The organism is Streptomyces sp. NPDC020597, assembly GCF_044335095.1.
In the GTDB taxonomy this organism is placed as follows: domain Bacteria; phylum Actinomycetota; class Actinomycetes; order Streptomycetales; family Streptomycetaceae; genus Streptomyces.
In genome coordinates this window covers 397,690-419,778 of sequence record NZ_JBIRUL010000001.1, presented here as the reverse complement: position 1 = coordinate 419,778, position 22,089 = coordinate 397,690, and the positions used below count along the sequence as shown (strand labels likewise).

Here is a 22,089-nt window from a genome sequence, read left to right as displayed (position 1 = left end):
ACACGGACCCGCACCGCTGCCGCGGCGGAGAGTGCCGAACCCCCGGCTGACCGGGCTGGGCGCGGGGCTGTTCGGCTCGGTGCTGATGTGCGTGCTCGGCGGCCTGGACGGCCTGCTGTTCGGCGCCTCGCTCACGGTGTACGGCGTGCTGTTCCTGCCGGTGTGCGTGCTGACCGCGCTCTGGGTGCGCGACGCCGACCTGCTGTCCGCGCCGGTGGTCGCGCCGATCGCCTTCTTCGTCGGGCTGCTGGCGGTGGCCGACGGCGGCAACGGCGTCGGAGCGCGTCTGATGGGGCTGGTCACGGCACTGGCCACCCAGGTCGGCTGGCTGTACGGCGGGACGCTGCTGGCGACGCTGACCGTCCTGACCCGCGGTCTGCGCCGGGCGGCGGCCCGCCGCAGGAACCCGGCCCGCCGTCCACCGGCCCGCCGGGACCCGTCGTAGTCGTGTCACGGTCGCGGCCCTCTCGGTGGTCGGGGCCGCGAGCGCCGCGCCTCAGTCGGTCTTCGCCGCGTGCATCGCCGCGCCCACGATTCCCGCGTTGTTCTGGAGCTGGGCCGGCACGATCTCCGCCTTGACGCCCTCGATGAAGTGCAGGAACTTGTCTGCCTTGCGGCTGACCCCGCCGCCGATGATGAACAGCTCCGGCGAGAAGAGCATCTCGACGTGGGCGAGGTACTTCTGGACCCGGTGCGCCCAGTGCTCCCACGTCAGCTCGTGGTCCTCCCTGGCCTTGCTGCTGGCGCGCTTCTCGGCGTCGTGGCCGTGCAGCTCCAGATGGCCGAGCTCGGTGTTGGGGACGAGGGCGCCGTCCACGAACAGGGCGCTGCCGATGCCCGTGCCGAAGGTCAGCAGGATCACCGTGCCCCCGCGGCCGCGGCCCGCGCCGAAGGACATCTCGGCGACGCCCGCCGCGTCCGCGTCGTTGACGACGGTGACCGGCAGGCCGCCCAGCCGCTCGCTGAACAGGGCGCGCGCGTCGGTGTCGATCCAGCCCTTGTCTACGTTGGCCGCGGTACGGATCGTGGCGCCGCCGGTGACCACGCCCGGGAAGGTCAGTCCCACGGGCCCCGTCCACCCGAAGTGCTCCACGACCTGCTGCACGCCGTCGGCGACGCCTTCGGGCGTCGCCGGCTGCGGGGTGAGCACTTTGAGTCGTTCCTGAGCCAGGTCGCCCCTGTCGAGGTCCACCGGGGCGCCCTTGATCCCGGATCCGCCGATGTCCACGCCGAAGATCTGCATGGCTCCACGTTACGACGGCCGACGGACCGTCACTCGGCCGAGGTACCCGTCGTACCGGACGTCGCGCCGCTCCTGCCCCGCCCGGCCGCCAGCGCCGCCGCCTCCTCGCGCAGGTCGCGGCGGAGTTCCTTGGGCAGCGAGAAGGTGATGTGCTCCTCCGCGGCCTTGACGAGCTCGACGTCCCCGTAACCGCGCTCGGTGAGCCAGGCCAGCACCTCCTCGACGAGGATCTCCGGGACGGAGGCGCCGGAGGTGACGCCCACCGTCGTCACGCCGTCCAGCCAGGCCTGGTCGATCTCGCTCGCGAAGTCCACCAGGTAGGCCTCGCGGGCGCCGGCGAGCTTGGCGACCTCGACCAGCCGCTTGGAGTTGGAGGAGTTGCGGGAACCGACCACGATGACGAGTTCCGCCTCCGCGCCCATCTGCTTCACCGCGAGCTGACGGTTCTGCGTGGCGTAGCAGATGTCGTCGCTGGGCGGGGAGACGAGCAGCGGGAACTTCTCCTTCAGCGCGTCGACCGTCTCCATCGTCTCGTCGACGGAGAGGGTGGTCTGGGAGAGCCATACGATCTTCGACGGGTCGCGGACCTCGACCTTGGCGACGTCCGCGGGGCCGTCGACCAGCTGGATGTGGTCCGGGGCCTCGCCGGAGGTGCCGATGACCTCCTCGTGGCCCTCGTGCCCGATCAGGAGGATGTCGTAGTCCTCCTGGGCGAAGCGGACCGCTTCCTTGTGGACCTTGGTGACCAGCGGGCAGGTCGCGTCGATGGTGGCGAGGCGCCCGCGCGCGGCCTCCTCGTGGACGACGGGGGCGACGCCGTGCGCCGAGAACATCACGATGTTGCCCGGCGGCACCTCCTCCGTCCGCTCGACGAAGATCGCGCCCTTCTTCTCCAGGGTCTGCACGACGTACTTGTTGTGGACGATCTCGTGCCGGACGTAGACCGGGGCCCCGTACTGCTCCAGGGCCTTCTCCACGGCGATCACGGCGCGGTCGACGCCCGCGCAGTAGCCCCGGGGAGCGGCGAGCAGGACACGGCGGCGGCCAGGCGAAGCAGTCATGCGTCCCATCGTAAGGCCGCGTCCCGGCCCCGCCGGCGCTCCCGGGGGCCCCGCCGGCGCTCCCCGGTCCCCGGCCCGCGCTCCCGGGGCCGGTGACCGGCGGCGGCACGTCCCTGCGTCCGGTCCCGGTCCGGTCCCGGTCCCGGTCCCGGTTCCGCCCGGCGGCGTGTGCGCGGAGCGGGGTTGTCAGTCGTGGCCGATACTCTCGTCGGCATGGCTGTGAACACGTCCGCGGACGCCCCGCTGCCCGTCGGTCAGGTGTCGCGGCTCATCGGGGGCTGGATCGACCGGCTCGGCGCGGTGTGGGTCGAGGGGCAGATCACCCAGTTGTCGCGGCGACCGGGCGCGGGCGTCGTCTTCCTGACGCTGCGCGACCCCTCGCACGACATCTCGGTGGGCGTGACCTGCTACCGGCAGGTCTTCGACGCGGTCGCGGACGTCGTGGGCGAGGGCGCGCGGGTCGTCGTCCACGCGAAGCCGGAGTGGTACGCGCCGCGCGGGCAGTTGTCGCTGCGGGCCGTGGAGATCAAGCCGGTGGGCGTCGGGGAGTTGCTGGCGCGACTGGAGATGCTGAAGAAGTCCCTGGCGGCGGAGGGGCTGTTCGCCCCCGAGCGGAAGAGACCGCTGCCGTTCCTGCCGCAGCTGGTCGGCCTCGTGTGCGGGCGGGCCTCCGCCGCCGAGCGGGACGTCCTGGAGAACGCCCGGCACCGCTGGCCCGCGGTCCGTTTCGAGGTCCGCAACGTCGCCGTCCAGGGTGTGCACGCGGTGACGCAGGTCGTCCAGGCCGTGAAGGAGCTGGACGCGCTGGACGAGGTGGACGTGATCGTCGTCGCGCGGGGCGGCGGCAGCGTGGAGGACCTGCTGCCGTTCTCCGACGAGCAGCTGGTCCGGGCGGTCGCCGCCTGCCGTACGCCGGTCGTCTCGGCGATCGGGCACGAGCCGGACAACCCGCTGCTGGACCACGTGGCCGACCTGCGCGCCTCGACGCCGACCGACGCCGCCAAGAAGGTCGTGCCGGACGTCGGCGAGGAGCTGGAGCGGGTGCGGATGCTGCGCGGGCGCGCGCGGCGCTGCGTGCAGGCGTATGTGGAGCGGGAGGAGCGCGGGTTGGCCCACGCGCTGGCGCGGCCCGCGATACAGGATCCGCACAGGATGATCGACGAGCGGGCCGATCACGTGGCCTCGCTCACCGACCGTGCCCGGCGCACGCTCGGCCATCTCCTCGACCGCGCGGACTCCGAGTTGGGTCACACGCACGCGCGCGTGGTGGCCCTCTCGCCGGCCGCGACGCTGCAGCGCGGGTACGCGGTGCTGCAGAAGGCCGACGGGCACGTGGTGCGGGACCCCGGCGAGGCGGCCGCGGGCGAGGCGTTGCGCGCACGGGTGGCCGGGGGCGAGTTCACCGTTCGAGTCGACGAGCAGACGAGTAGGAACACAGGGACATGACGAGCAGGACGGACGAGGCGCTCGGGTACGAGCAGGCCCGCGACGAGCTGATCGAGGTCGTACGGCGTCTGGAGGCGGGGGGCACGACGCTGGAGGAGTCCCTCGCCCTCTGGGAACGCGGGGAGGAGCTGGCCAAGGTGTGCCGGCGCTGGCTGGAGGGCGCCCGGGAGCGGCTGGACGCGGCGCTGGCCGAGGAGGAGGGGACCCCGGACGAGGAGTGACCCCGGCCGGGGGGGGCGGCTCGGCGTCGGACGGCCCGGCGTCGGACGGCCCTGCGCGGGGCGGGCCCGGGCCGGGCGGGAGCGGCCCGCAGCCGGGCGGGAGCGGATCCGGTGGATGTGAAGAGGATCACCCCCGCCCCATCTTTGTTGAAGGTTGAACTTCCCTCGCGTACTGTCGGTCCCGTCAGCCGATCCGGACCACGGTCCGGTACCGGACCCGGACGCCACCCGAAGGAGAAGTCCACGCATGTCTCTCGTTCTTGACGCCGCCGCCCAGGACCTGCTGTTCCGCGAGGCTCGCACCGCGAACACCTTCACCGACGAGCCGGTGACCGACGAGCAGGTCCAGGCGATCTACGACCTCGTCAAGTACGGCCCGACGGCGTTCAACCAGACCCCGCTGCGCGTCACCCTGGTCCGCTCCCCCGAGGCCCGCGAGCGCCTGGTGCAGCACATGGCCGAGGGCAACCAGGCCAAGACCGCCACAGCCCCGCTGGTCGCGATCCTCTCCGCGGACAACGAGTTCCACGAGGAGCTGCCCACCCTCTTCCCGGCGTTCCCGCAGGCCAAGGAGCTGTTCTTCAGCGAGCGTCCGGCCCGTGAGGGCGCCGCCGCCCTGAACGCCGCGCTTCAGGCCGCCTACTTCATCATCGGCGTCCGCGCCGCCGGCCTCGCCGCCGGCCCGATGACCGGCGTGAACCTCGAGGGCGTCCGCAAGGAGTTCCTCGACGACGACCACACCCCGCTGATGGTCGTCAACATCGGCAAGCCGGGCGAGGACGCCTGGTACCCGCGCTCCCCGCGCCTCGCCTACGACGAGGTCGTCACCACCGTCTGAGACCGCTGACACACGAGGAGGGCCCCCGGCGACGCCGGGGGCCCTCCTCGCATGCGCCGGGCGCTCACGCCAGCTTCAGCGCACCGGCCATCGTCGAGAGCTGGGCGAAGCCGGCCGTGCCCGCGACCACCGTGGTGGAGCCGCCGGTGTCCTTCAGCACGAGCGCGTCGTAACGGCCGCCGGTGTAGCGGGTCCAGGTGCGACCGCCGATCTGCTCGGTGACCTTGGTCTCGGTCGCCCCTTGGCTGGCCTGCTCGATGAACTGCGAGCGCCGCTGAGTGGACTGCTCGATGGTCACGTACTCCCCGTCGGGGGTGTGGAAACCGAGGTGCCAGGCGTCGAACTCGTCGCCCCGGAAACGCACCGAGGTGGCCTTCCAGGAGCTCGGCAGGCCCTCGGGCGCGGCCACCGGGTACGACGCCGCGCGGCGCGCCGTGAGGAGTTCGACGCGGTAGTCGACCCGCTTGACGTCGGGAGCGCGATCGTCGTGGGGGATGAAGAGATAGATCACCCACGCCGCGATCATGATGAGCCCCAGGGAGAGGATCATGTCCCGGGCCGTCTTCTGCCTGCCGTTCGCACCTGCCACGCCCCTATCGTCGCAGGTGCCCGGTGCGCTCATCCGTGGGGTCCCCTGCTCATTTTGTCGGACTGACGATAGAGTCGATGACCGAACCCTCATCCGGCCGTCGTCGTATCAGTCAGAAAGGTGCGCTCCGATGACCGAGCACCATCACTTGCCGTCCGAACTCGATGTCCCCTCCGAGGCCCCGGACCGCAACCTCGCCCTGGAGCTCGTCCGGGTGACCGAGGCGGCCGCGATGGCCGCCGGCCGCTGGGTGGGACGCGGCGACAAGAACGGCGCCGACGGGGCCGCGGTGCGCGCGATGCGGACGCTCGTCTCCACCGTGTCGATGAACGGCGTGGTCGTCATCGGCGAGGGCGAGAAGGACGAAGCCCCGATGCTCTTCAACGGCGAGCGCGTCGGCGACCAGACCGGTCCCGAGGTCGACATCGCCGTCGACCCCATCGACGGCACCACGCTGACCGCCAAGGGCATGCCCAACGCGATCGCCGTCCTCGCGGCCACCGAGCGGGGCGCGATGTTCGACCCGTCCGCCGTGTTCTACATGGACAAGCTGGTCACCGGCCCCGAGGCCGCCGAGTTCGTCGACATCGACGCACCCGTCGAGGTCAACATCCGCCGGGTCGCCAAGGCCAAGCGGGCCACCCCGGAGGACGTCACCGTCGTCATCCTGGACCGGCCGCGGCACGCGGGCATCATCGAGGAGATCCGGGCCACCGGGGCGCGCATCAAGCTGATCTCCGACGGCGACGTGGCCGGCTCGATCCTCGCGCTGCGCGAGGGCACCGGCGTCGACCTGCTGCTCGGCATCGGCGGCACCCCCGAGGGCATCATCTCGGCGTGCGCCGTGAAGTGCCTGGGCGGCGTCATCCAGGGCAAGCTGTGGCCCAAGGACGACGAGGAGCGTCAGCGGGCGATCGACGCGGGGCACGACCTGGACCGGGTGCTGACCACCGAGGACCTGGTGACGGGCGAGAACGTGTTCTTCGTCGCCACCGGCATCACCGACGGCGAACTGCTGCGGGGCGTCCGGTACCGGTCGGAGACGGCGACCACCGACTCGATCGTGATGCGGTCGAAGTCCGGCACGGTCCGGCGGATCGACTCCGAGCACCGGCTGAGCAAGCTGCGGGCCTACAGCGCGATCGACTTCGACCGGGCCAAGTAGCCGCCGGCCCGGCAGGGCCGGAAAGCGGCAGAGGAGGGCGCCCCCGGTGCGGAGGGGGCGCCCTGCGTTCAGCCCGCCTGGGCTATGCGGTCCGCGGCGCGCACCGTCTTCTGCAGCTCCACGTCACGGCGGCGGCGCCGGGCGAGGACCACCCGGCGCTCGGCGGCGGTCAGACCGCCCCAGACGCCGTAGGGCTCGGGCTGCAGCAGCGCGTGCTCGCGGCACTCGACCATGACGGGACAGCGCGCGCAGACGCGCTTCGCCGCCTCCTCCCGGGAGAGCCGGGCGGCCGTGGGCTCCTTGGAAGGCGCGAAGAACAGGCCCGCCTCGTCGCGCCGGCACACCGCGTCGGTGTGCCAGGGGTCGTCCTGGTCCCTGTCGCGCCCTGGCGCCTGCCGGGCCGGGACGGCGGCGACCTGCAGGGGCGAATGCGGCGGTTGCAGCACGGGTCTTCTCCTGACGACGGCTTCGCGAGCGAGAGACGATGCAGCAGGCCTACCCGCTGTGCGCGTGCCTATGCACTGAGTTCCGGACCGTCGCCGCCGGGACCGCTCGCGCCGCCGGACGACCGTCAGCGGTCCAGGTGTCTGCGCAGACTCCGGTCGACCTTGTCCTGAACCCGATCGAGAATGTCCGCCACGATCTTGCCCCGCTTGGGCCTGCCCTCCACGTTGCCCAGCACCGCCCAGCCGTCCACGTAGACCACCGGGGCGTCGGACTGCGGGGAGTCGAGCGAGTCCACCTCGAAGTTGCCGAGCACCGCGCCTCCGGTGCCGCGCAGCGACACGTTCTCCGGGACGCGGACCTCCACGTTGCCGAAGACCGAGAACGCCTTGATCACCACCTGCTGGTACTCGAAGAGCGCCTCGGTGAGGTCGATCTCGACGGTGCCGAAGACCGCGTACGCGTGGATGCGGCGGCCGGCGCGCCAGCGGCCCCGGCGGACGGCGCTGCTGAAGACCGCCACCACGTTGTCGTCGGGGTCGGCGGGGATCGCGCCCGCCGGCGGCCGGCCGGGGGCGGCGGCCGGGGCGGCCCGCCGCTCGTGCGCGGCGGGCAGGTCCCGGACGAACGCCTGCAGCTCGCCGACCGTCTTGGCGGCCAGCACGCCCTCGACGCGTTCGGCGTGCTCGTCGGCGGTCAGCCGCCCTTCCGCGAGGGCCTCGCGGAGCATGTCGGCGATACGGTCCCGGTCGGCGTCCGAGGCGCGCAGCTCGGCGGCCGGCGCAGGTGCGGCGGTCTGCTTCTGAAGGTCCACGACAGCAGCGTACCGAAACACGATAGATCGCGATACCCCGCCCGGCCGCCGGACCCCGACCACTGAGCCTTACCTCACAGGCTCGCCGCCGGGGGCAGGTTCTACGCTGGTGGGCGCCCGCCAATGGAGGCGGTCGCCGTCTGTCGAGTGAGGAATGGGCGAGATGCCTGAGTTCGCGTACACCGATCTGCTCCCCCAGGGAGAGGACACCACCCCCTACCGGCTGGTGACCTCCGAGGGTGTCTCCACCTTCGAGGCCGACGGACGGACGTTCCTCAAGGTCGAGCCGGAGGCGCTGCGCAAGCTCGCCGCCGAGGCGATCCACGACATCCAGCACTACCTGCGCCCCGCCCACCTCGCGCAGCTGCGCCGGATCATCGACGACCCGGAGGCCTCCGCCAACGACAAGTTCGTCGCGCTGGACCTGCTGAAGAACGCGAACATCGCGGCCGCCGGGGTGCTCCCGATGTGCCAGGACACCGGCACGGCGATCGTCATGGGCAAGCGCGGACAGAACGTGCTCACCGAGGGCGGCGACGAGGCGGCGCTGAGCCGCGGCATCTACGACGCCTACCTGAACCTCAACCTGCGCTACTCGCAGATGGCCCCGCTGACCATGTGGGAGGAGAAGAACACCGGCTCCAACCTCCCCGCCCAGATCGAGCTGTACGCCACCGACGGCGGCGCGTACAAGTTCCTGTTCATGGCCAAGGGCGGCGGCTCCGCCAACAAGAGCTTCCTCTACCAGGAGACCAAGGCCGTCCTGAACGAGGCCTCCATGATGAAGTTCCTGGAGGAGAAGATCCGTTCGCTGGGCACGGCCGCCTGCCCGCCGTACCACCTGGCGATCGTCGTCGGCGGTACGTCCGCCGAGTACGCGCTGAAGACCGCCAAGTACGCCTCCGCGCACTACCTGGACGAGATCCCGGCCGAGGGCTCCCCGCTCGGGCACGGCTTCCGGGACAAGGACCTGGAAGAGAAGGTCTTCGAGCTGACGCAGCGGATCGGGATCGGCGCGCAGTTCGGCGGCAAGTACTTCTGCCACGACGTGCGGGTGGTCCGTCTGCCGCGGCACGGCGCGTCCTGCCCCGTCGCGATCGCCGTGTCCTGCTCGGCCGACCGCCAGGCCGTGGCGAAGATCACCGCCGAGGGCGTCTTCCTCGAGCAGCTCGAGACCGACCCGGCGCGGTTCCTGCCCGACACCACGGACGAGCACCTGGACGAGTCCGGCGACGTCGTGCGGATCGACCTGAACCAGCCGATGGACGCCATCCTCGCCGAGCTGACGAAGTATCCGGTCAAGACCCGCCTGTCGCTGTCCGGTCCGCTGGTGGTGGCCCGCGACATCGCGCACGCCAAGATCAAGGAGCGGCTGGACGCGGGCGAGGAGATGCCCCAGTACCTCAAGGACCACCCGGTGTACTACGCCGGCCCCGCGAAGACCCCCGAGGGGTACGCGTCCGGCTCGTTCGGCCCGACCACGGCCGGCCGTATGGACTCCTACGTCGAGCAGTTCCAGGCGGCGGGCGGCTCCAAGGTGATGCTGGCCAAGGGCAACCGCTCCCAGCAGGTCACCGACGCCTGCGGCAGCCACGGCGGCTTCTACCTCGGCTCGATCGGCGGCCCGGCCGCGCGCCTCGCGCAGGACTGCATCAAGAAGGTCGAGGTCGTCGAGTACGAGGAGCTCGGCATGGAGGCCGTCTGGAAGATCGAGGTCGAGGACTTCCCGGCGTTCGTCGTCGTCGACGACAAGGGCAACGACTTCTTCAAAAACCCGGCCCCCGCGCCGACGTTCACCTCGATCCCGGTGCGGGGACCGGGACTGGGCTGACGCCCCGGCGCGCCGCCGCCCGGCGCAGTGGCCCGAACGGCCCTGCGCCAGGAACAAGCGGGGCGGCCCGCACGCTGTACCGGTCATGAGCGACTACCGCATCGAGCACGACTCCATGGGCGAGGTCCGGGTGCCCGCCGAGGCCAAGTGGCGGGCGCAGACCCAGCGTGCCGTCGAGAACTTCCCCGTCTCCGGGCAGCGCCTCGAGCGGGCGCACATCGAGGCGCTCGCCCGGATCAAGGGGGCCGCGGCCAAGGTCAACGCGGGGCTCGGGGTGCTCGACAAGGACATCGCCGAGGCGATCCAGGAGGCGGCCCGCGAGGTGGCGGACGGGAAGTGGGACGAGCACTTCCCCGTGGACGTGTTCCAGACCGGCTCCGGCACCTCGTCCAACATGAACGCCAACGAGGTGCTCGCCACCCTGGCCGGCGAGCGGCTCGGCCGGCAGGTGCACCCCAACGACCACGTGAACGCCTCGCAGTCCTCCAACGACGTCTTCCCCTCCTCGATCCACATCGCCGCCACCGCCGCCGTCACGCGTGACCTGATCCCCGCCCTGGAGCACCTGGCCGACGCCCTCGGCCGCAAGGCGCAGGAGTTCGCCGACGTCGTGAAGTCGGGGCGGACCCACCTCATGGACGCCACGCCCGTCACCCTCGGCCAGGAGTTCGGCGGTTACGCGGCCCAGGTGCGGTACGGCGTCGAGCGGCTCACCGCCTCCCTCCCCCGGCTCGCCGAGCTCCCGCTGGGCGGCACGGCCGTCGGCACCGGCATCAACACGCCGCCCGGTTTCTCCGCCGCGGTCATCGAGGAGGTCGCCCGCAGCACCGGGCTGCCACTGACCGAGGCGCGCGACCACTTCGAGGCCCAGGGCGCGCGGGACGGGATCGTCGAGACCAGCGGGCAGCTGCGGACCGTCGCCGTCGGCCTGACGAAGATCGCCAACGATCTGCGGTGGATGGCCTCCGGGCCGCGCACCGGACTGGCCGAGATCAGCCTCCCCGACCTCCAGCCCGGGTCCTCGATCATGCCCGGCAAGGTCAACCCGGTGATCCCGGAGGCCGTCCTCATGGTGGCCGCACAGGTCGTCGGCAACGACGCGACGGTCGCCACGGCGGGCGCCGCGGGCAACTTCGAGCTGAACGTCATGCTGCCGGTCATCGCGAAGAACGTGCTGGAGTCGATCCGGCTGCTCGCCAACGTGTCGCGGCTGCTCGCCGACCGGACCGTCGACGGGATCGTCGCCCACCGTGAACGGGCCCGCGAGTACGCCGAGTCCTCGCCCTCCGTCGTCACCCCGCTGAACAAGTACATCGGGTACGAGGAGGCCGCGAAGGTGGCCAAGAAGGCGCTGGCGGAGCGCAGGACGATCCGTGAGACGGTCCTCGCGGGCGGATACGTGGAGCGCGGCGACCTGACGGTCCAGCAGCTCGACGAGGCCCTGGATGTCCTGCGGATGACGCGCCCGTGACCTTTCGCGCCCCGGCGTGAGAACCGTGTCACGCGCCGCAGCGTCATATGGCCATGGCACCTAATATCTCTCCATGGCAGACGGTGAAGCGGTGAGACGCGTGGGATCGGGCGATGCGGCGGCCTTCTGGGAGCCCGGGGACCGGATCCTGTGGCGCTACCGGGAGAACGGCGGCGCGGGCTTCCACATCGCCCGCCCGGTCACCGTGGTGCGCGACGACGCGGAGGTGCTGGCGGTCTGGCTCGCTCCGGGCACGGAGTGCGTCAAGCCGGTGCTCGCGGACGGCACGCCGCCGCACCGGGAGCCGCTGCGCACCCGTTACACCAAGCCGCGCACGGTGCAGCGCGACCGCTGGTTCGGCACGGGCGTGCTGAAGCTGGCCCGGCCGGGCGAGCCCTGGTCGGTGTGGCTCTTCTGGGAGCCGGGCTGGAAGTTCAAGAACTGGTACGTCAACCTGGAGCAGCCGCTTGCCCGTTGGGGCGGCGGAGTGGACTCCGAGGACCACTTTCTGGACATCTGCGTCTACCCCGATCACAGTTGGGGCTGGCGCGACGAGGACGAGTTCGCGCAGGCCCAGCAGGACGGACTGATGGATCGGACGGTCGCCGAACAGGTGCTGCTGGCGGGCCGCAGGGCGCTGGAAACCATCCGCGCCTGGGGGCCGCCGTTCGACGAGGGGTGGCAGCACTGGCGCCCGGATCCGTCCTGGGCCGTACCGTTGCTGCCGGAGGACTGGGACCGTACGCCCGCGCACATGTCCACATGAGACCCTTGATGCGCCCCCGGGCAACAAACGTAGGATCGTCCTCCGCAAGGCACGCTGGCAGTAACTCCCGGAGCAGTCGCCGGGTCTGATCGAACGTCACCGAGGGGCGGCAGGACGTGAGCGAGGGGTACGAGGGCAACACCGGCGGCACGCGCGGCGTCGGCCACCCGGGCCGCGAGCGGTCCCCGGGCGACACAGGAACAACCTCTGACCACGCGGGAATTCCGTTCCAGGGACACGCATTCCGGGTATCGGGTTTCCTGCGGGACCAACTGCGCGCGCGGCGCGCAGCCCCGGACGGACGGATTCGACACGCGTGACGGAGCAGCCCACCTCCTACGAACGCCCCCAGGGCGTCGACCCCACGGACCCCCGTGGGGCACTCCTGCATACTCCGGCGTCCGCGCCGGGCCCGTCCGCCTTACCGCCCGACGCCTCGGGTACGACGACGTGCGGCAAGGGCGGAAAGGGCGACATGGGCGGCCAGGGAGCCACGGGCAAGGACGCGGCCGGCGCGGAGGCGGGTGCGGGCGCCGAGCACTCCCAGCCTTCGGCGACCGCGGAGTCGGACACGCACCGGCCACGCCCGGCGCCCGAGTCCATCCCGGCCCAGCCGGGCGGTGACGGACACCAGGAACGCGGTCCCGGCGGCCAGGAGCGGCGCGCCGGCGCAGGGCTGACGCCCGGCCGGCCCACGCCCATGCGGCGGGAGGGCGACCGCCTGCGGTTCGTGGGCGCCGCCACCCGGCGGATCGCCCGCGGGCTGGACCTCGACGAGATCGTGATGGGGCTGTGCCGGGCCACCGTGCCGACCTTCTCCGACGCGATCCTCGTCTATCTGCGCGACCCGCTGCCGGTCGGCGACGAGCGGCCCGCGGCGGACCGCATCATGCTGCGGCTGCGCCGCACCGACCGGATCCCGGAGGAGCGGGACACCGAGACCGGCTTCGCGGCGCTGGCCCTGCCGCCCCCGGAGCCGGCGGAGCTGACCGCGGAGCTGTCCGCCTCGGTGGGCGACATGTGCGAGGTGCGGCCCGGCGGGGCGCTCGCGGAGGTGCTGCGCGGGGTGCGTCCGGTGTTCGCCGACCATCCGGCCGCACGCGCCGCGCTGCCCGAACTCCTGGGGTCGGACAGCACCTTGGCCGTCCCGGGCGGTCAGCGGGCGATCCTGGCCCCGTTGCGGGGTCGTCGCCGGGTGATCGGCGCCGCGGTGTTCCTGCGCCGTCCGGAGCGCATCCCGTTCGAGAACGACGACCTGCTGGTGGCCGCCCAGCTCGCCACCCACAGCGCCCTGGGCATCGACAAGGCGGTGCTGTACGACCGTGAGGCGTACATCGCCGACGAGTTGCAGCGCACGATGCTGCCGGAGACCCTGCCGCGTCCCACGGGTGTGCGGCTGGCCTCGCGGTATCTGCCCGCGGCGGAGACCGCGCGGGTCGGCGGCGACTGGTACGACGCCATCCCGCTGCCCGGCAGCCGGGTGGCGCTGGTGGTGGGCGACGTGATGGGGCACTCCATGACGTCGGCGGCCATCATGGGTCAGCTGCGCACCACGGCGCAGACCCTCGCCGGTCTCGACCTGCCGCCGCAGGAGGTCCTGCACCACCTCGACGAGCAGGCCCAGCGGCTGGGCACCGACCGTATGGCGACCTGTCTGTACGCCGTGTACGACCCGGTCGCGCACCGCATCACCATCGCCAACGCCGGCCACCCGCCGCCCATCCTGTTGCATCTGGGCGGCCGTGCGGAAGTGCTGCGGGTTCCGCCGGGCGCGCCGATCGGCGTGGGCGGGGTCGACTTCGAGGCGGTGGAGCTCGACGCGCCGGCCGGGGCGACGCTGCTGTTGTACACCGACGGCCTGGTGGAGTCCCGGCTGAGGGACGTGGCGACCGGCATAGAGCAGCTGCGGGAGAAGCTCGCGGCCACCGCGCAGCTCACCGGGCCGGATCACCCGCCGCCGCTGGAGGCGCTGTGCGACGAGGTGCTCGACATGCTCGGCCCGGGCGACCGGGACGACGACATCGCGCTGCTCGCCGCCCGCTTCGACGGGATCGCGCCGAGTGACGTGGCGTACTGGCTCCTGGAACCGGAGGACGCGGCGCCGGGCCGGGCCCGTCGGCTGGCCCGGCGGGCGCTGTCCCGGTGGGGTCTCGAGGACATGTCCGACTCGGTGGAGCTGCTGGTCAGCGAGGTCGTCACCAATGCGGTGCGGTACGCGTCGCGGCCGGTGACGCTGCGGCTGCTGCGCACCGACGTGCTGCGCTGCGAGGTCGGGGACGACGTGCCGCAGCTGCCCCGGCTGCGGCAGGCCCGGGCGACCGACGAGGGCGGTCGCGGCCTGTACCTGGTCAACCGGCTGGCCCGGCGCTGGGGTGCCACGCGGCTCAGCACCGGCAAGGTGGTCTGGTTCGAGCTGAACAGGGGTTAGGGCGTCCCTCTCGCCGCATCGAGAGGACCCCGCCCAGGAACGCCGCAGAGGGGCGTCCGGAGATCTCCGGACGCCCCTCTGCGGTGTTCTCGCGCCGTCCCGCTACTGGCCCAGGAGCGGGTTGTCGGGATCCCCCGGCCCGGGCGGATCGTCCGGCTTCGGCGACGGGGACGGCGACGACGACGGCGACGAGGACGGCTTCGGCGACGACGACGGGGACGAGGACGGCGACGAGGACGGCTTCGGCGACGACGACGGCGACGTGCTCGGCTTGGACGAGGACGACGGCGAGGCACTCGGCGACGGCGAAGCGGACGGGGACGGCGACGTCGTGCGGACGGCCGCGCCCTGGTCGGTCTCCAGGTCGAACTTGCTGACCTTGGTCGAGACGCCGAAGGTGTACGTCGCCCAGATCTGCGCCGGGAAGCCACCGCCGTTGATGCGGCCCTTGACCGACATCACGCCGGTCGTCGCGCCGGTCAGCGGCACCTGGGCGTGGGTCTTGGCGTCCTCGCCGAACAGGCCGACCGACGTCACCAGGTCGGGGGTGTACCCGGTGAACCAGGCGGACCTGTTGTAGTCGGAGGTGCCCGTCTTGCCGGCCACCTTCTGGCCCTTGCGCAGCGGGTTGTCGCGCACGGACTTCTTGGCGGTTCCGTCGTCGACCACTCCGGTGAGGACCGAGGTGACGGAGTCGGCGGCCTCCCGGTCGATCACCTGGCCGCCGATGGCCTTGGCGAGCTTGAACGACGGGTGGGCGCTGTTCTCCGCCGACTTGATGAGCGCCGGCGTGACCTTCTTGCCGTGGTTGTCGAGGGTGGCGTAGACACCGGCCATCTGCAGGGGGCTCGCGCCCATGGTGCCCAGGGTCTGGGCGGGCACGGCCTTCAGGCCCTTGATGTCCATGCCGAGGTTGCCCGCGACCTTCAGCACCTCGGGCATGCCGACGTCGACGCCCATCTGCGCGAAGACGGAGTTGATCGACTGGTTCAGCGCCGTCTGGACGGTGACGTCGCCGTAGTCCTGCTCGTCCTCGTTCTCCGGCGCGAAGCCGATGTCGCTGCCGACGACGGGGCGCTTGCTGGTGCCGTCGTAGACGGTGTCGGCGGTGATCTGCTCGCCCTTCTGCGTCTTGGCGTTCTCGTCGAAGGCCGCGGCGAGGATCACGGGCTTGAAGGTGGAGGCCGGCTGGTAGTCGGTGCGGGTGGCGTTGTTGACGAAGTGCTCGGTGTAGCCGACGCCGCCGTACATGGCCACCACCGCGCCGGTCTTCGGGTCCACGGACACCGCGCCGGCCTGGACGTTCCCGTCGACCTTGCGCTTGTCCTTGTCGAGCTTGCTGGTCAGCTGTTCCTTGACCGTCTCTTCGAGCTTCTTCTGCTTGGCCTTGTCGATGTTCAGCTCGATGTTCCAGCCGCCCTTCCTGACCAGGGCGTTGGCGGACTCGAGATCGTCGGCGGCGCCCTGGGCGACGAGCTGGCGGGCGAGCTCGGCGTTGGCCGCGTCCACCAGGTAGCCGACCTGGCCCTCCTTGCCGGGGGCGGCCTTGGGCTCCTTGGGCTTCGGGAACGTCATGGCGTCGCGTTCCGACTTCTTCAGCCAGTCCTGCCCGACCATGTTGTCCAGGACGTAGTTCCAGCGGGCGGTGACCAGGCGCTTGCCGGTGTCGGAGGCGGCGGCCCAGTCGTACTGGCTGGGGGCCTGCAGGAGGGCTGCGAGGTAGGCGCCCTGCGCGACGCTCAGCTTGTCGGCGTCGACGCCGTAGTAGGCCTGGGCGGCGGCCTGGATGCCGTAGGCGCCGCGGCCGTAGTAGCTGGTGTTGATGTAGCCGGCCAGGATGTAGTCCTTGGACTCCTCCCGGTCCAGCTTGAGGGAGATGACCAGTTCCTTCAGCTTGCGCGTGACGGTCTGTTCCTGGCTCAGGTAGTAGTTCTTGACGTACTGCTGGGTGATCGTCGAACCGCCTTGCGCGCCCTTGCCCATGAGCGTGTTGAGGACACCGCGGGCGGTGCCCTTCAGGTCGACGCCGGCGTCGCCGTAGAAGGTCTTGTTCTCGGCGGCGACGAAGGTGTGCTGGACGGCCTTGGGCACCTGGGCGAGGTCGACGTTCTCGCGGTTGAGTTCGCCGTCGCGGGCGAGGATGGCGCCGTTGCCGTACTTGTAGACGTTGCTCTGCAGGTCGGCGTCGGGGTTGCCCTTAGGGATCGGCGTGCTCACGTACAGCCAGACGAAGGCGCCGATCACGGCGACGGTCAGACCGAGGAACGTGCCCAGTATCTTCTTCCAGGTGAAGATCCGGCGTATGAGGCTCTTGTCCTTCTTGCCGGCCTTCCCCCTGCCGCCCCTGGCGTTCTTCTTCGCGCCTCTGCGGGCGGCCGCGCGACCGCCGGTCGCGGCGCCGGTCCCGCCGGTTGCCGAGGGGGCGGGGGGCGCCACCGGCTCCGTCTCCGTCGAGCGGTTCCTGGGCGCCGCGCGGCGGCCACCGCGCTGTCGCGCTCGTCTCTCTTCCGCTCGTCCCATGAGTCCGCTCGCTCCGCTTCCTACTCGGCAGTCACACCAGTGCCCGGGGCAGGGCCAGGTCAGCTCAGAAAGCTAACACCGCTCTCTATGACGAAGCGCTCCCGTTCCGGCCTTCGCAGGGCGTGAGAATGCGCACCCCCTACGGCGGAACCGGTAGAGCGTCCCCACCGATTCGACGTTCGAGAGGGACTCAGGGTTGCCATCCCGGGGTAAAGTGATATCACTTAGCTAGACAGCCGATCGCTGAATCAGCTGCTGACGAGAGACGGGGGACCCCACCATGTCCGCACACGACCCTTCGGCCACCGCCGAGCCCGCCCACGCCGTCGACATCGCCGACGCGCCCGACATGCCCGCCCCGCGCGTGCACGAGTTCCCCGCGCACAGCGTGGGGGGCGGGGTCGCGCTGCTGCTCGGACTGCTCGGACTGCTGGCCGGCGGCGGGCTGATCGCCGCGGGCGCCGTGATGACCGCGGCCGGCCCCAAGGCGGCGCTCATCGTCGTCGGCATACTGGTCGCCGTGGCCGCGTTCCTCGCCATGTGCGGGCTGAACACGGTCGCGCCGGGCGAGGCCCGCGTGGTGCAGCTCTTCGGCCGCTACCGCGGCACCATCCGCGAGGACGGACTGCGCTGGGTGAACCCGTTCACCTCCCGGGAGAAGATCTCCACCCGGGTCCGCAACCACGAGACGGCCGTGCTCAAGGTCAACGACGCGTACGGCAACCCGATCGAGCTCGCCGCGGTCGTGGTGTGGAAGGTGAAGGACACGGCGCAGGCCTCCTTCGAGGTCGACGACTTCCTGGAGTTCGTCTCCACCCAGACCGAGGCGGCCGTGCGGCACATCGCCATCGAGTACCCCTACGACTCGCACGACGAGAACGGGCTCTCGTTGCGCGGCAACGCCGAGGAGATCACCGAGAAGCTGGCCGTGGAGCTCCACGCGCGCGTGGAGGCGGCAGGCGTGCAGATCATCGAGTCCCGCTTCACCCACCTCGCGTACGCTCCCGAGATCGCCTCGGCGATGCTCCAGCGCCAGCAGGCGGGCGCGGTGGTCGCGGCCCGGCGGGAGATCGTGGACGGTGCGGTGGGGATGGTCGAGGCCGCGCTCGGCCGGATCGCCGAGCAGGGCATCGTGGAACTGGACGAGGAGCGGAAGGCTGCGATGGTGTCCAACCTGATGGTGGTGCTGTGCGGGGACCGGGCCCCCCAGCCGGTGCTGAACACCGGAACCCTCTACCAGTGACGGTCCCCTCCGGGGGGACGGCCCCTCAGGGCCGGCCGCAGCGCAAGCAGGTGCTGCTGCGGCTGGACCCCGCGGTGTACGAGGCGCTCGCCAGGTGGGCCGGGGAGGACCTGCGGTCCGCCAACGCCCAGATCGAGTTCCTGCTGCGGCGGGCGCTGCGGGAGGCGGGGCGTCTGCCCGGCGACGCCGGCCCCATGCCCCGCCGTGGCCGTCCCCCCGGGGGAAGCCCGCCCGGGGGAGGCCCCGCGGGCGGCCCCCCGGCCGGGCCGCCGTCGGCCTGAGCGTCACGCCCGGCCGCCCGAGCGGATGCGCGGCTGTTGCGAAACGGTGACAACCGTCCCTCACCTGCGCACTCCCACCCCCCGCTGCCACCTGCGCACTCCGCGTATACACGCCGGGTATACACCGCATGTACAGTCCTTGGCATGTCCATCGGTCACACCCTTCTGGGACTCCTGGAGTCCGGACCCCGCCACGGTTACGACCTCAAGCGGGCCTTCGACGAGAAGTTCGGTCATGACCGGCCGCTCCACTATGGCCAGGTCTATTCGACGATGTCGCGCCTGCTGAAGAACGGGCTCGTCGAGGTCGACGGCATGGAGGCAGGCGGCGGGCCCGAGCGCAAGCGGTACGCGATCACCGACGCCGGGATCACCGACGTCGAGCGATGGCTCGCCACGCCCGAGAAGCCCGAGCCGTACCTGCAGTCCACGCTCTACACGAAGATCGTCCTCGCGCTGCTCACCGGTCGCGACGCCGCCGACATCCTCGACGAGCAGCGTGCGGAGCACCTGCGGAGCATGCGCATCCTGACCGACCGCAAGCGCAGGGGCGACCTGGCCGACCAGCTGATCTGCGACCACGCCCTGTTCCACCTCGAGGCCGACCTGCGCTGGCTGGAACTGACCGCCGCGCGCCTCGACAAACTGAAGGCCACGGTGACCGCATGAACGCCCCCGGGGGATCCCTCCTCGTCGCGGAAGGCCTGCGCAAGGCCTACGGCCCGACGATGGCGCTGGACGGCGCCGAGTTCTCCATCCACCCCGGCGAGGTCGTCGCGGTGATGGGCCCGTCCGGCTCCGGCAAGTCGACCCTGCTGCACTGCCTCGCCGGCATCGTGACGCCCGACTCCGGATCGATCATGTACGACGGCCACGACCTCGCCACGATGAACGACGCGCAGCGCAGCCGGCTGCGGCGCACGGAGTTCGGGTTCGTGTTCCAGTTCGGCCAGCTCGTGCCCGAGCTGACCTGCGTGGAGAACGTGGCCCTGCCCCTGCGGCTGAACGGCACCCCGCGCAAGCAGGCCGAGCGCACCGCCCTGACCTGGATGGAACGGCTCGAGGTCGACGACCTAGGCCGGAAGCGGCCCGGCGAGGTCTCCGGCGGACAGGGGCAGCGGGTCGCCGTGGCGCGCTCGCTCGTCACCGGCCCCCGCGTGCTGTTCGCCGACGAGCCGACCGGCGCGCTGGACTCGCTCAACGGCGAGCGCGTGATGGAGCTGCTCACCGAGGCCGCCCGGACGGCCAACGCTGCCGTCGTCCTCGTCACGCACGAGGCCCGGGTCGCCGCCTACTCGGACCGCGAGATCGTCGTCCGGGACGGCAAGTCGCGCGACATGGAGCGCGTCGTATGAGTCCTGGTCAGTGGTCCAGGGATCTGGGCCTGGGGATCCGGTTCGCCTTCTCCGGCGGACGGGAGGGCTGGATCCGGGCCGTTCTGACGGCCGTCGGCGTCGGGCTCGGCGTCGCCGTGCTGCTGCTGACGACAGCGGTGCCGAACGTGATCTCCGTGCGGCACGAACGCGAAGAGGCCCGGCTGGACTGGGCGTTCGTCGACCCGCCGCCGGCCAAGGGCGACGACACCCTGGTCATCGCGCAGGTCGACACGACGTTCCGCGACAAGGACGTCCGCGGCCGGCTGGTGGAGCCGGAGGGGCCGCGCGCGCCGCTGCCGCCCGGCGTGAGCCGGTTCCCGGCCAAGGGCGACATGGTGGTCTCGCCCGCCCTGAAGAAGCTGCTCGCCGCGGACGGCTCGGCGCTGCTGCGGGAACGGCTGCCGTACCGCGTCGTCGGGACCATCGGCGAGAGCGGGCTGGTCGGTTCGCAGGAACTCGCCTACTACGCGGGGGGCTCCGGGCTCGCCGCGCACGTCGACGGCTACGGGGCGAGCCGGCTCAAGACGTTCGGCAACCCGCAGCGGACCTCCGAGAAGGCCGACCCGGTGCTGCTCCTGCTGATCCTCGTGGTCATCGTGGTGCTGCTGATGCCCGTCGCCGTGTTCATCGCCGCCGCGGTGCGGTTCGGCGGCGAACGACGCGACCGCAGGCTCGCCGCGCTCCGGCTGATCGGCTCGGACGGCGGGATGACCCGGCGCATCGCCGCCGGCGAGGCCATGGCGGGCGCGCTGCTCGGACTGGTCCTCGGCACGGTGTTCTTCCTGATCGGCCGCCAGGTGGCCGGCACCGTCGAGGTGATGGGCGTGAGCGTGTGGCCCAGCTACCTCAACCCCTCCCCCGCGCTGGCCGCGCTGGTCGCGCTGGCGGTGCCCTCGGCCGCGGTGCTGGTCACCCTGTTCGCGCTGCGCGGCGTGGTCATCGAACCGCTCGGCGTGGTCCGCTCGGCGAAGCCGGCGCGGCGCCGGCTGTGGTGGCGGCTGCTGCTGCCGGTGGCCGGCCTCGCGCTGCTCTACCCCATGATCGGACAGGGCCGCGGCAACGGCGAGTTCAACGAGTACCTGGTGGTCGGCGGCGTGCTGCTGCTGCTCGTCGGGATCACCGCCCTGCTGCCGTGGCTCGTCGAGAAGGTCGTCGCCCGGCTCGGCGCGGGCGGAGTCGCCTGGCAACTGGCCGTACGGCGCCTTCAGTTGAGCAGCGGTACGGCGGCCCGCATGGTCAACGGCATCGCGGTCGCGGTGGCCGGGGCCATCGCCCTGCAGATGCTGTTCGCCGGAGTGGAGAGCGACTACACCAAGTCCACGGGCAAGGACGTGCACCTCGCCCAGATGCAGGTGACGGTGCCGCGCGGCCCGTCGCTGGCCCACACCCGGCAGGAGTTCGCCGAGACCGAGGGCGTCGGCAAGGTCACCGCCCTGTGGGAGGAGTACCTGGGCGACAGGTCCTGGCAGTCGAAGGACGGCCCGAACCTCTCCACCGAGCTGACCGTCGGCGACTGCACGGCCCTGCGCGAGCTGGCTCAGCTGCCGTCGTGCAAGGACGGCGACCTGTTCGTCCTCGACGGCAGCGAGTACTCCACCGACGGCCCGAAGCTGAACCAGCCCGGCAGGAAGCTGTACATGGAGACGGGCGGCTCCTTCCCGGGGAAGACCACGGAGACCGTCTGGACCGTGCCCGCGGGCGTGCGGCACGCGCAGGCGATCGCGGACATGACCGGTCAGCGGCGCGGCGGCTTCCTGCTGACGCCCGGCGCGCTGCCCAAGGAGGCCACGACGCTGCTCCGCGGCCAGCTGTACCTCTCGTTCGACGAGTCGGTGCCGGACGCCTACGACCGCGCCCGCAACACGGCGGCGCGGCTGGACCCGCTGTCCCAGCCGATGAACTGGTCGGCCACCCGGCAGGACACGAAGTACTCCTCCATCCGCAACGGGCTGTTCGTCGGGTCCGCGTGTGTGCTGCTGCTGATCGGGGCGAGTCTGCTGGTCTCGCAGCTGGAACAGCTGCGCGAGCGCAAGAAGCTCCTGTCGGCGCTGGTCGCCTTCGGCACCCGGCGGCGCACGCTGGGCCTGTCGGTGCTGTGGCAGACGGCCGTCCCGATCGCGCTGGGACTGCTGCTGGCCCTGGCGGTGGGTCTCACGCTGGGCGCGATCCTGCTGAAGATGACGAGCACGACCGTCCGCGTCGACTGGGGCAGCGTGCTGGCGATGACCGGCTTCGGCGCGGTGATCGTGCTGCTGGTGACGCTGCTGAGCCTGCCGCCGCTGCTGCGGCTGATGCGGCCGGAGGGTCTGCGCACGGAATGACGTACGGCCCGCGCACGGAATGAGCCGGGCA

Annotated in this window: 20 protein-coding genes; 14 read left to right on the top strand and 6 right to left on the bottom strand. The window is 71.7% G+C overall.

Translation table 11 applies throughout. From position 1 onward, the window contains the following. Nucleotides 1-31 precede the first annotated feature (31 nt). Nucleotides 32-445, top strand: a complete 414-nt coding sequence (locus tag ACH4ZA_RS01985; RefSeq protein WP_398427602.1) for a DUF6542 domain-containing protein — start codon at nucleotides 32-34, stop codon at nucleotides 443-445. Between the two features lie 51 nt (nucleotides 446-496). Here ACH4ZA_RS01985 and ppgK read toward each other — a convergent pair whose 3' ends face one another. Both ppgK and ACH4ZA_RS01975 read right to left on the bottom strand, forming a co-directional pair. Then, nucleotides 497-1,243, bottom strand: coding sequence for a polyphosphate--glucose phosphotransferase (gene ppgK / locus ACH4ZA_RS01980; protein ID WP_398427601.1), 747 nt, complete (start codon nucleotides 1,241-1,243; stop codon nucleotides 497-499). Nucleotides 1,244-1,272: 29 nt separating this feature from the next. Further along, entirely contained in the window at nucleotides 1,273-2,304 is a 1,032-nt protein-coding gene (locus ACH4ZA_RS01975) for a 4-hydroxy-3-methylbut-2-enyl diphosphate reductase (RefSeq protein ID WP_398427600.1), read from the bottom strand. Nucleotides 2,305-2,517: 213 nt separating this feature from the next. On the opposite strand from ACH4ZA_RS01975, the gene xseA reads away from it, so the two are divergent. The 3 genes from xseA to ACH4ZA_RS01960 all read left to right on the top strand — a co-directional run bounded on the left by xseA (nucleotide 2,518) and on the right by ACH4ZA_RS01960 (nucleotide 4,809). Beyond that, entirely contained in the window at nucleotides 2,518-3,750 is a 1,233-nt protein-coding gene (xseA, locus tag ACH4ZA_RS01970; protein WP_398427599.1) for an exodeoxyribonuclease VII large subunit, read from the top strand. Next, the gene (locus ACH4ZA_RS01965) at nucleotides 3,747-3,971 is read left to right on the top strand and encodes an exodeoxyribonuclease VII small subunit (RefSeq protein WP_351683982.1); all 225 of its coding nucleotides are present in this window, start codon (nucleotides 3,747-3,749) and stop codon (nucleotides 3,969-3,971) included. Before xseA ends, ACH4ZA_RS01965 begins: the two co-directional genes overlap by 4 nt. 247 nt (nucleotides 3,972-4,218) lie before the next feature. Beyond that, entirely contained in the window at nucleotides 4,219-4,809 is a 591-nt protein-coding gene (locus ACH4ZA_RS01960; RefSeq protein WP_398427598.1) for a malonic semialdehyde reductase, read from the top strand. A 64-nt stretch (nucleotides 4,810-4,873) separates the two neighbouring features. Here ACH4ZA_RS01960 and ACH4ZA_RS01955 read toward each other — a convergent pair whose 3' ends face one another. Continuing rightward, nucleotides 4,874-5,398, bottom strand: a complete 525-nt coding sequence (locus ACH4ZA_RS01955; RefSeq protein WP_398427597.1) for a DUF4245 domain-containing protein — start codon at nucleotides 5,396-5,398, stop codon at nucleotides 4,874-4,876. A 130-nt stretch (nucleotides 5,399-5,528) separates the two neighbouring features. On the opposite strand from ACH4ZA_RS01955, the gene glpX reads away from it, so the two are divergent. Continuing rightward, entirely contained in the window at nucleotides 5,529-6,563 is a 1,035-nt protein-coding gene (glpX, locus tag ACH4ZA_RS01950; protein ID WP_398427596.1) for a class II fructose-bisphosphatase, read from the top strand. Between the two features lie 68 nt (nucleotides 6,564-6,631). Here glpX and ACH4ZA_RS01945 read toward each other — a convergent pair whose 3' ends face one another. Beyond that, on the bottom strand, nucleotides 6,632-7,009 hold the full coding sequence (locus ACH4ZA_RS01945) for a WhiB family transcriptional regulator (RefSeq protein WP_319278575.1): 378 nt from the start codon (nucleotides 7,007-7,009) through the stop codon (nucleotides 6,632-6,634). Nucleotides 7,010-7,134: 125 nt separating this feature from the next. Then, the gene (locus ACH4ZA_RS01940; RefSeq protein ID WP_398427593.1) at nucleotides 7,135-7,821 is read right to left on the bottom strand and encodes a DUF1707 domain-containing protein; all 687 of its coding nucleotides are present in this window, start codon (nucleotides 7,819-7,821) and stop codon (nucleotides 7,135-7,137) included. A 163-nt stretch (nucleotides 7,822-7,984) separates the two neighbouring features. On the opposite strand from ACH4ZA_RS01940, the gene ACH4ZA_RS01935 reads away from it, so the two are divergent. The 4 genes from ACH4ZA_RS01935 to ACH4ZA_RS01920 all read left to right on the top strand — a co-directional run bounded on the left by ACH4ZA_RS01935 (nucleotide 7,985) and on the right by ACH4ZA_RS01920 (nucleotide 14,317). Further along, a complete protein-coding gene (locus tag ACH4ZA_RS01935; RefSeq protein WP_319278571.1) occupies nucleotides 7,985-9,652 on the top strand; it encodes a fumarate hydratase in 1,668 nt (555 codons plus the stop codon). An 85-nt stretch (nucleotides 9,653-9,737) separates the two neighbouring features. Continuing rightward, on the top strand, nucleotides 9,738-11,123 hold the full coding sequence (locus ACH4ZA_RS01930; protein WP_319278569.1) for a class II fumarate hydratase: 1,386 nt from the start codon (nucleotides 9,738-9,740) through the stop codon (nucleotides 11,121-11,123). A gap of 73 nt (nucleotides 11,124-11,196) precedes the next feature. Further along, the gene (locus ACH4ZA_RS01925) at nucleotides 11,197-11,889 is read left to right on the top strand and encodes a DUF402 domain-containing protein (protein WP_398427592.1); all 693 of its coding nucleotides are present in this window, start codon (nucleotides 11,197-11,199) and stop codon (nucleotides 11,887-11,889) included. A 316-nt stretch (nucleotides 11,890-12,205) separates the two neighbouring features. Then, the gene (locus ACH4ZA_RS01920) at nucleotides 12,206-14,317 is read left to right on the top strand and encodes an ATP-binding SpoIIE family protein phosphatase (RefSeq protein WP_319278566.1); all 2,112 of its coding nucleotides are present in this window, start codon (nucleotides 12,206-12,208) and stop codon (nucleotides 14,315-14,317) included. A gap of 102 nt (nucleotides 14,318-14,419) precedes the next feature. Here ACH4ZA_RS01920 and ACH4ZA_RS01915 read toward each other — a convergent pair whose 3' ends face one another. Continuing rightward, nucleotides 14,420-16,837 carry a transglycosylase domain-containing protein gene (locus ACH4ZA_RS01915; protein ID WP_398427591.1) on the bottom strand — a complete coding sequence of 806 codons (2,418 nt, stop codon included), beginning with the start codon at nucleotides 16,835-16,837 and terminating at the stop codon, nucleotides 14,420-14,422. Nucleotides 16,838-17,117: 280 nt separating this feature from the next. On the opposite strand from ACH4ZA_RS01915, the gene ACH4ZA_RS01910 reads away from it, so the two are divergent. The 5 genes from ACH4ZA_RS01910 (at nucleotide 17,118) to ACH4ZA_RS01890 (ending at nucleotide 22,058) form a co-directional block, all read left to right on the top strand. Continuing rightward, nucleotides 17,118-18,080, top strand: coding sequence for an SPFH domain-containing protein (locus tag ACH4ZA_RS01910; RefSeq protein ID WP_398427590.1), 963 nt, complete (start codon nucleotides 17,118-17,120; stop codon nucleotides 18,078-18,080). Beyond that, entirely contained in the window at nucleotides 18,077-18,361 is a 285-nt protein-coding gene (locus tag ACH4ZA_RS01905; protein WP_398427589.1) for a hypothetical protein, read from the top strand. Before ACH4ZA_RS01910 ends, ACH4ZA_RS01905 begins: the two co-directional genes overlap by 4 nt. Nucleotides 18,362-18,505: 144 nt before the next feature. Beyond that, the gene (locus ACH4ZA_RS01900; RefSeq protein ID WP_319278559.1) at nucleotides 18,506-19,030 is read left to right on the top strand and encodes a PadR family transcriptional regulator; all 525 of its coding nucleotides are present in this window, start codon (nucleotides 18,506-18,508) and stop codon (nucleotides 19,028-19,030) included. Beyond that, on the top strand, nucleotides 19,027-19,716 hold the full coding sequence (locus ACH4ZA_RS01895) for an ABC transporter ATP-binding protein (RefSeq protein WP_319278557.1): 690 nt from the start codon (nucleotides 19,027-19,029) through the stop codon (nucleotides 19,714-19,716). The genes ACH4ZA_RS01900 and ACH4ZA_RS01895 overlap by 4 nt, the downstream gene beginning before the upstream one ends. Then, nucleotides 19,713-22,058, top strand: coding sequence for an FtsX-like permease family protein (locus ACH4ZA_RS01890; RefSeq protein ID WP_398427588.1), 2,346 nt, complete (start codon nucleotides 19,713-19,715; stop codon nucleotides 22,056-22,058). Before ACH4ZA_RS01895 ends, ACH4ZA_RS01890 begins: the two co-directional genes overlap by 4 nt. The last annotated feature ends 31 nt before the right edge of the window (nucleotides 22,059-22,089 follow it).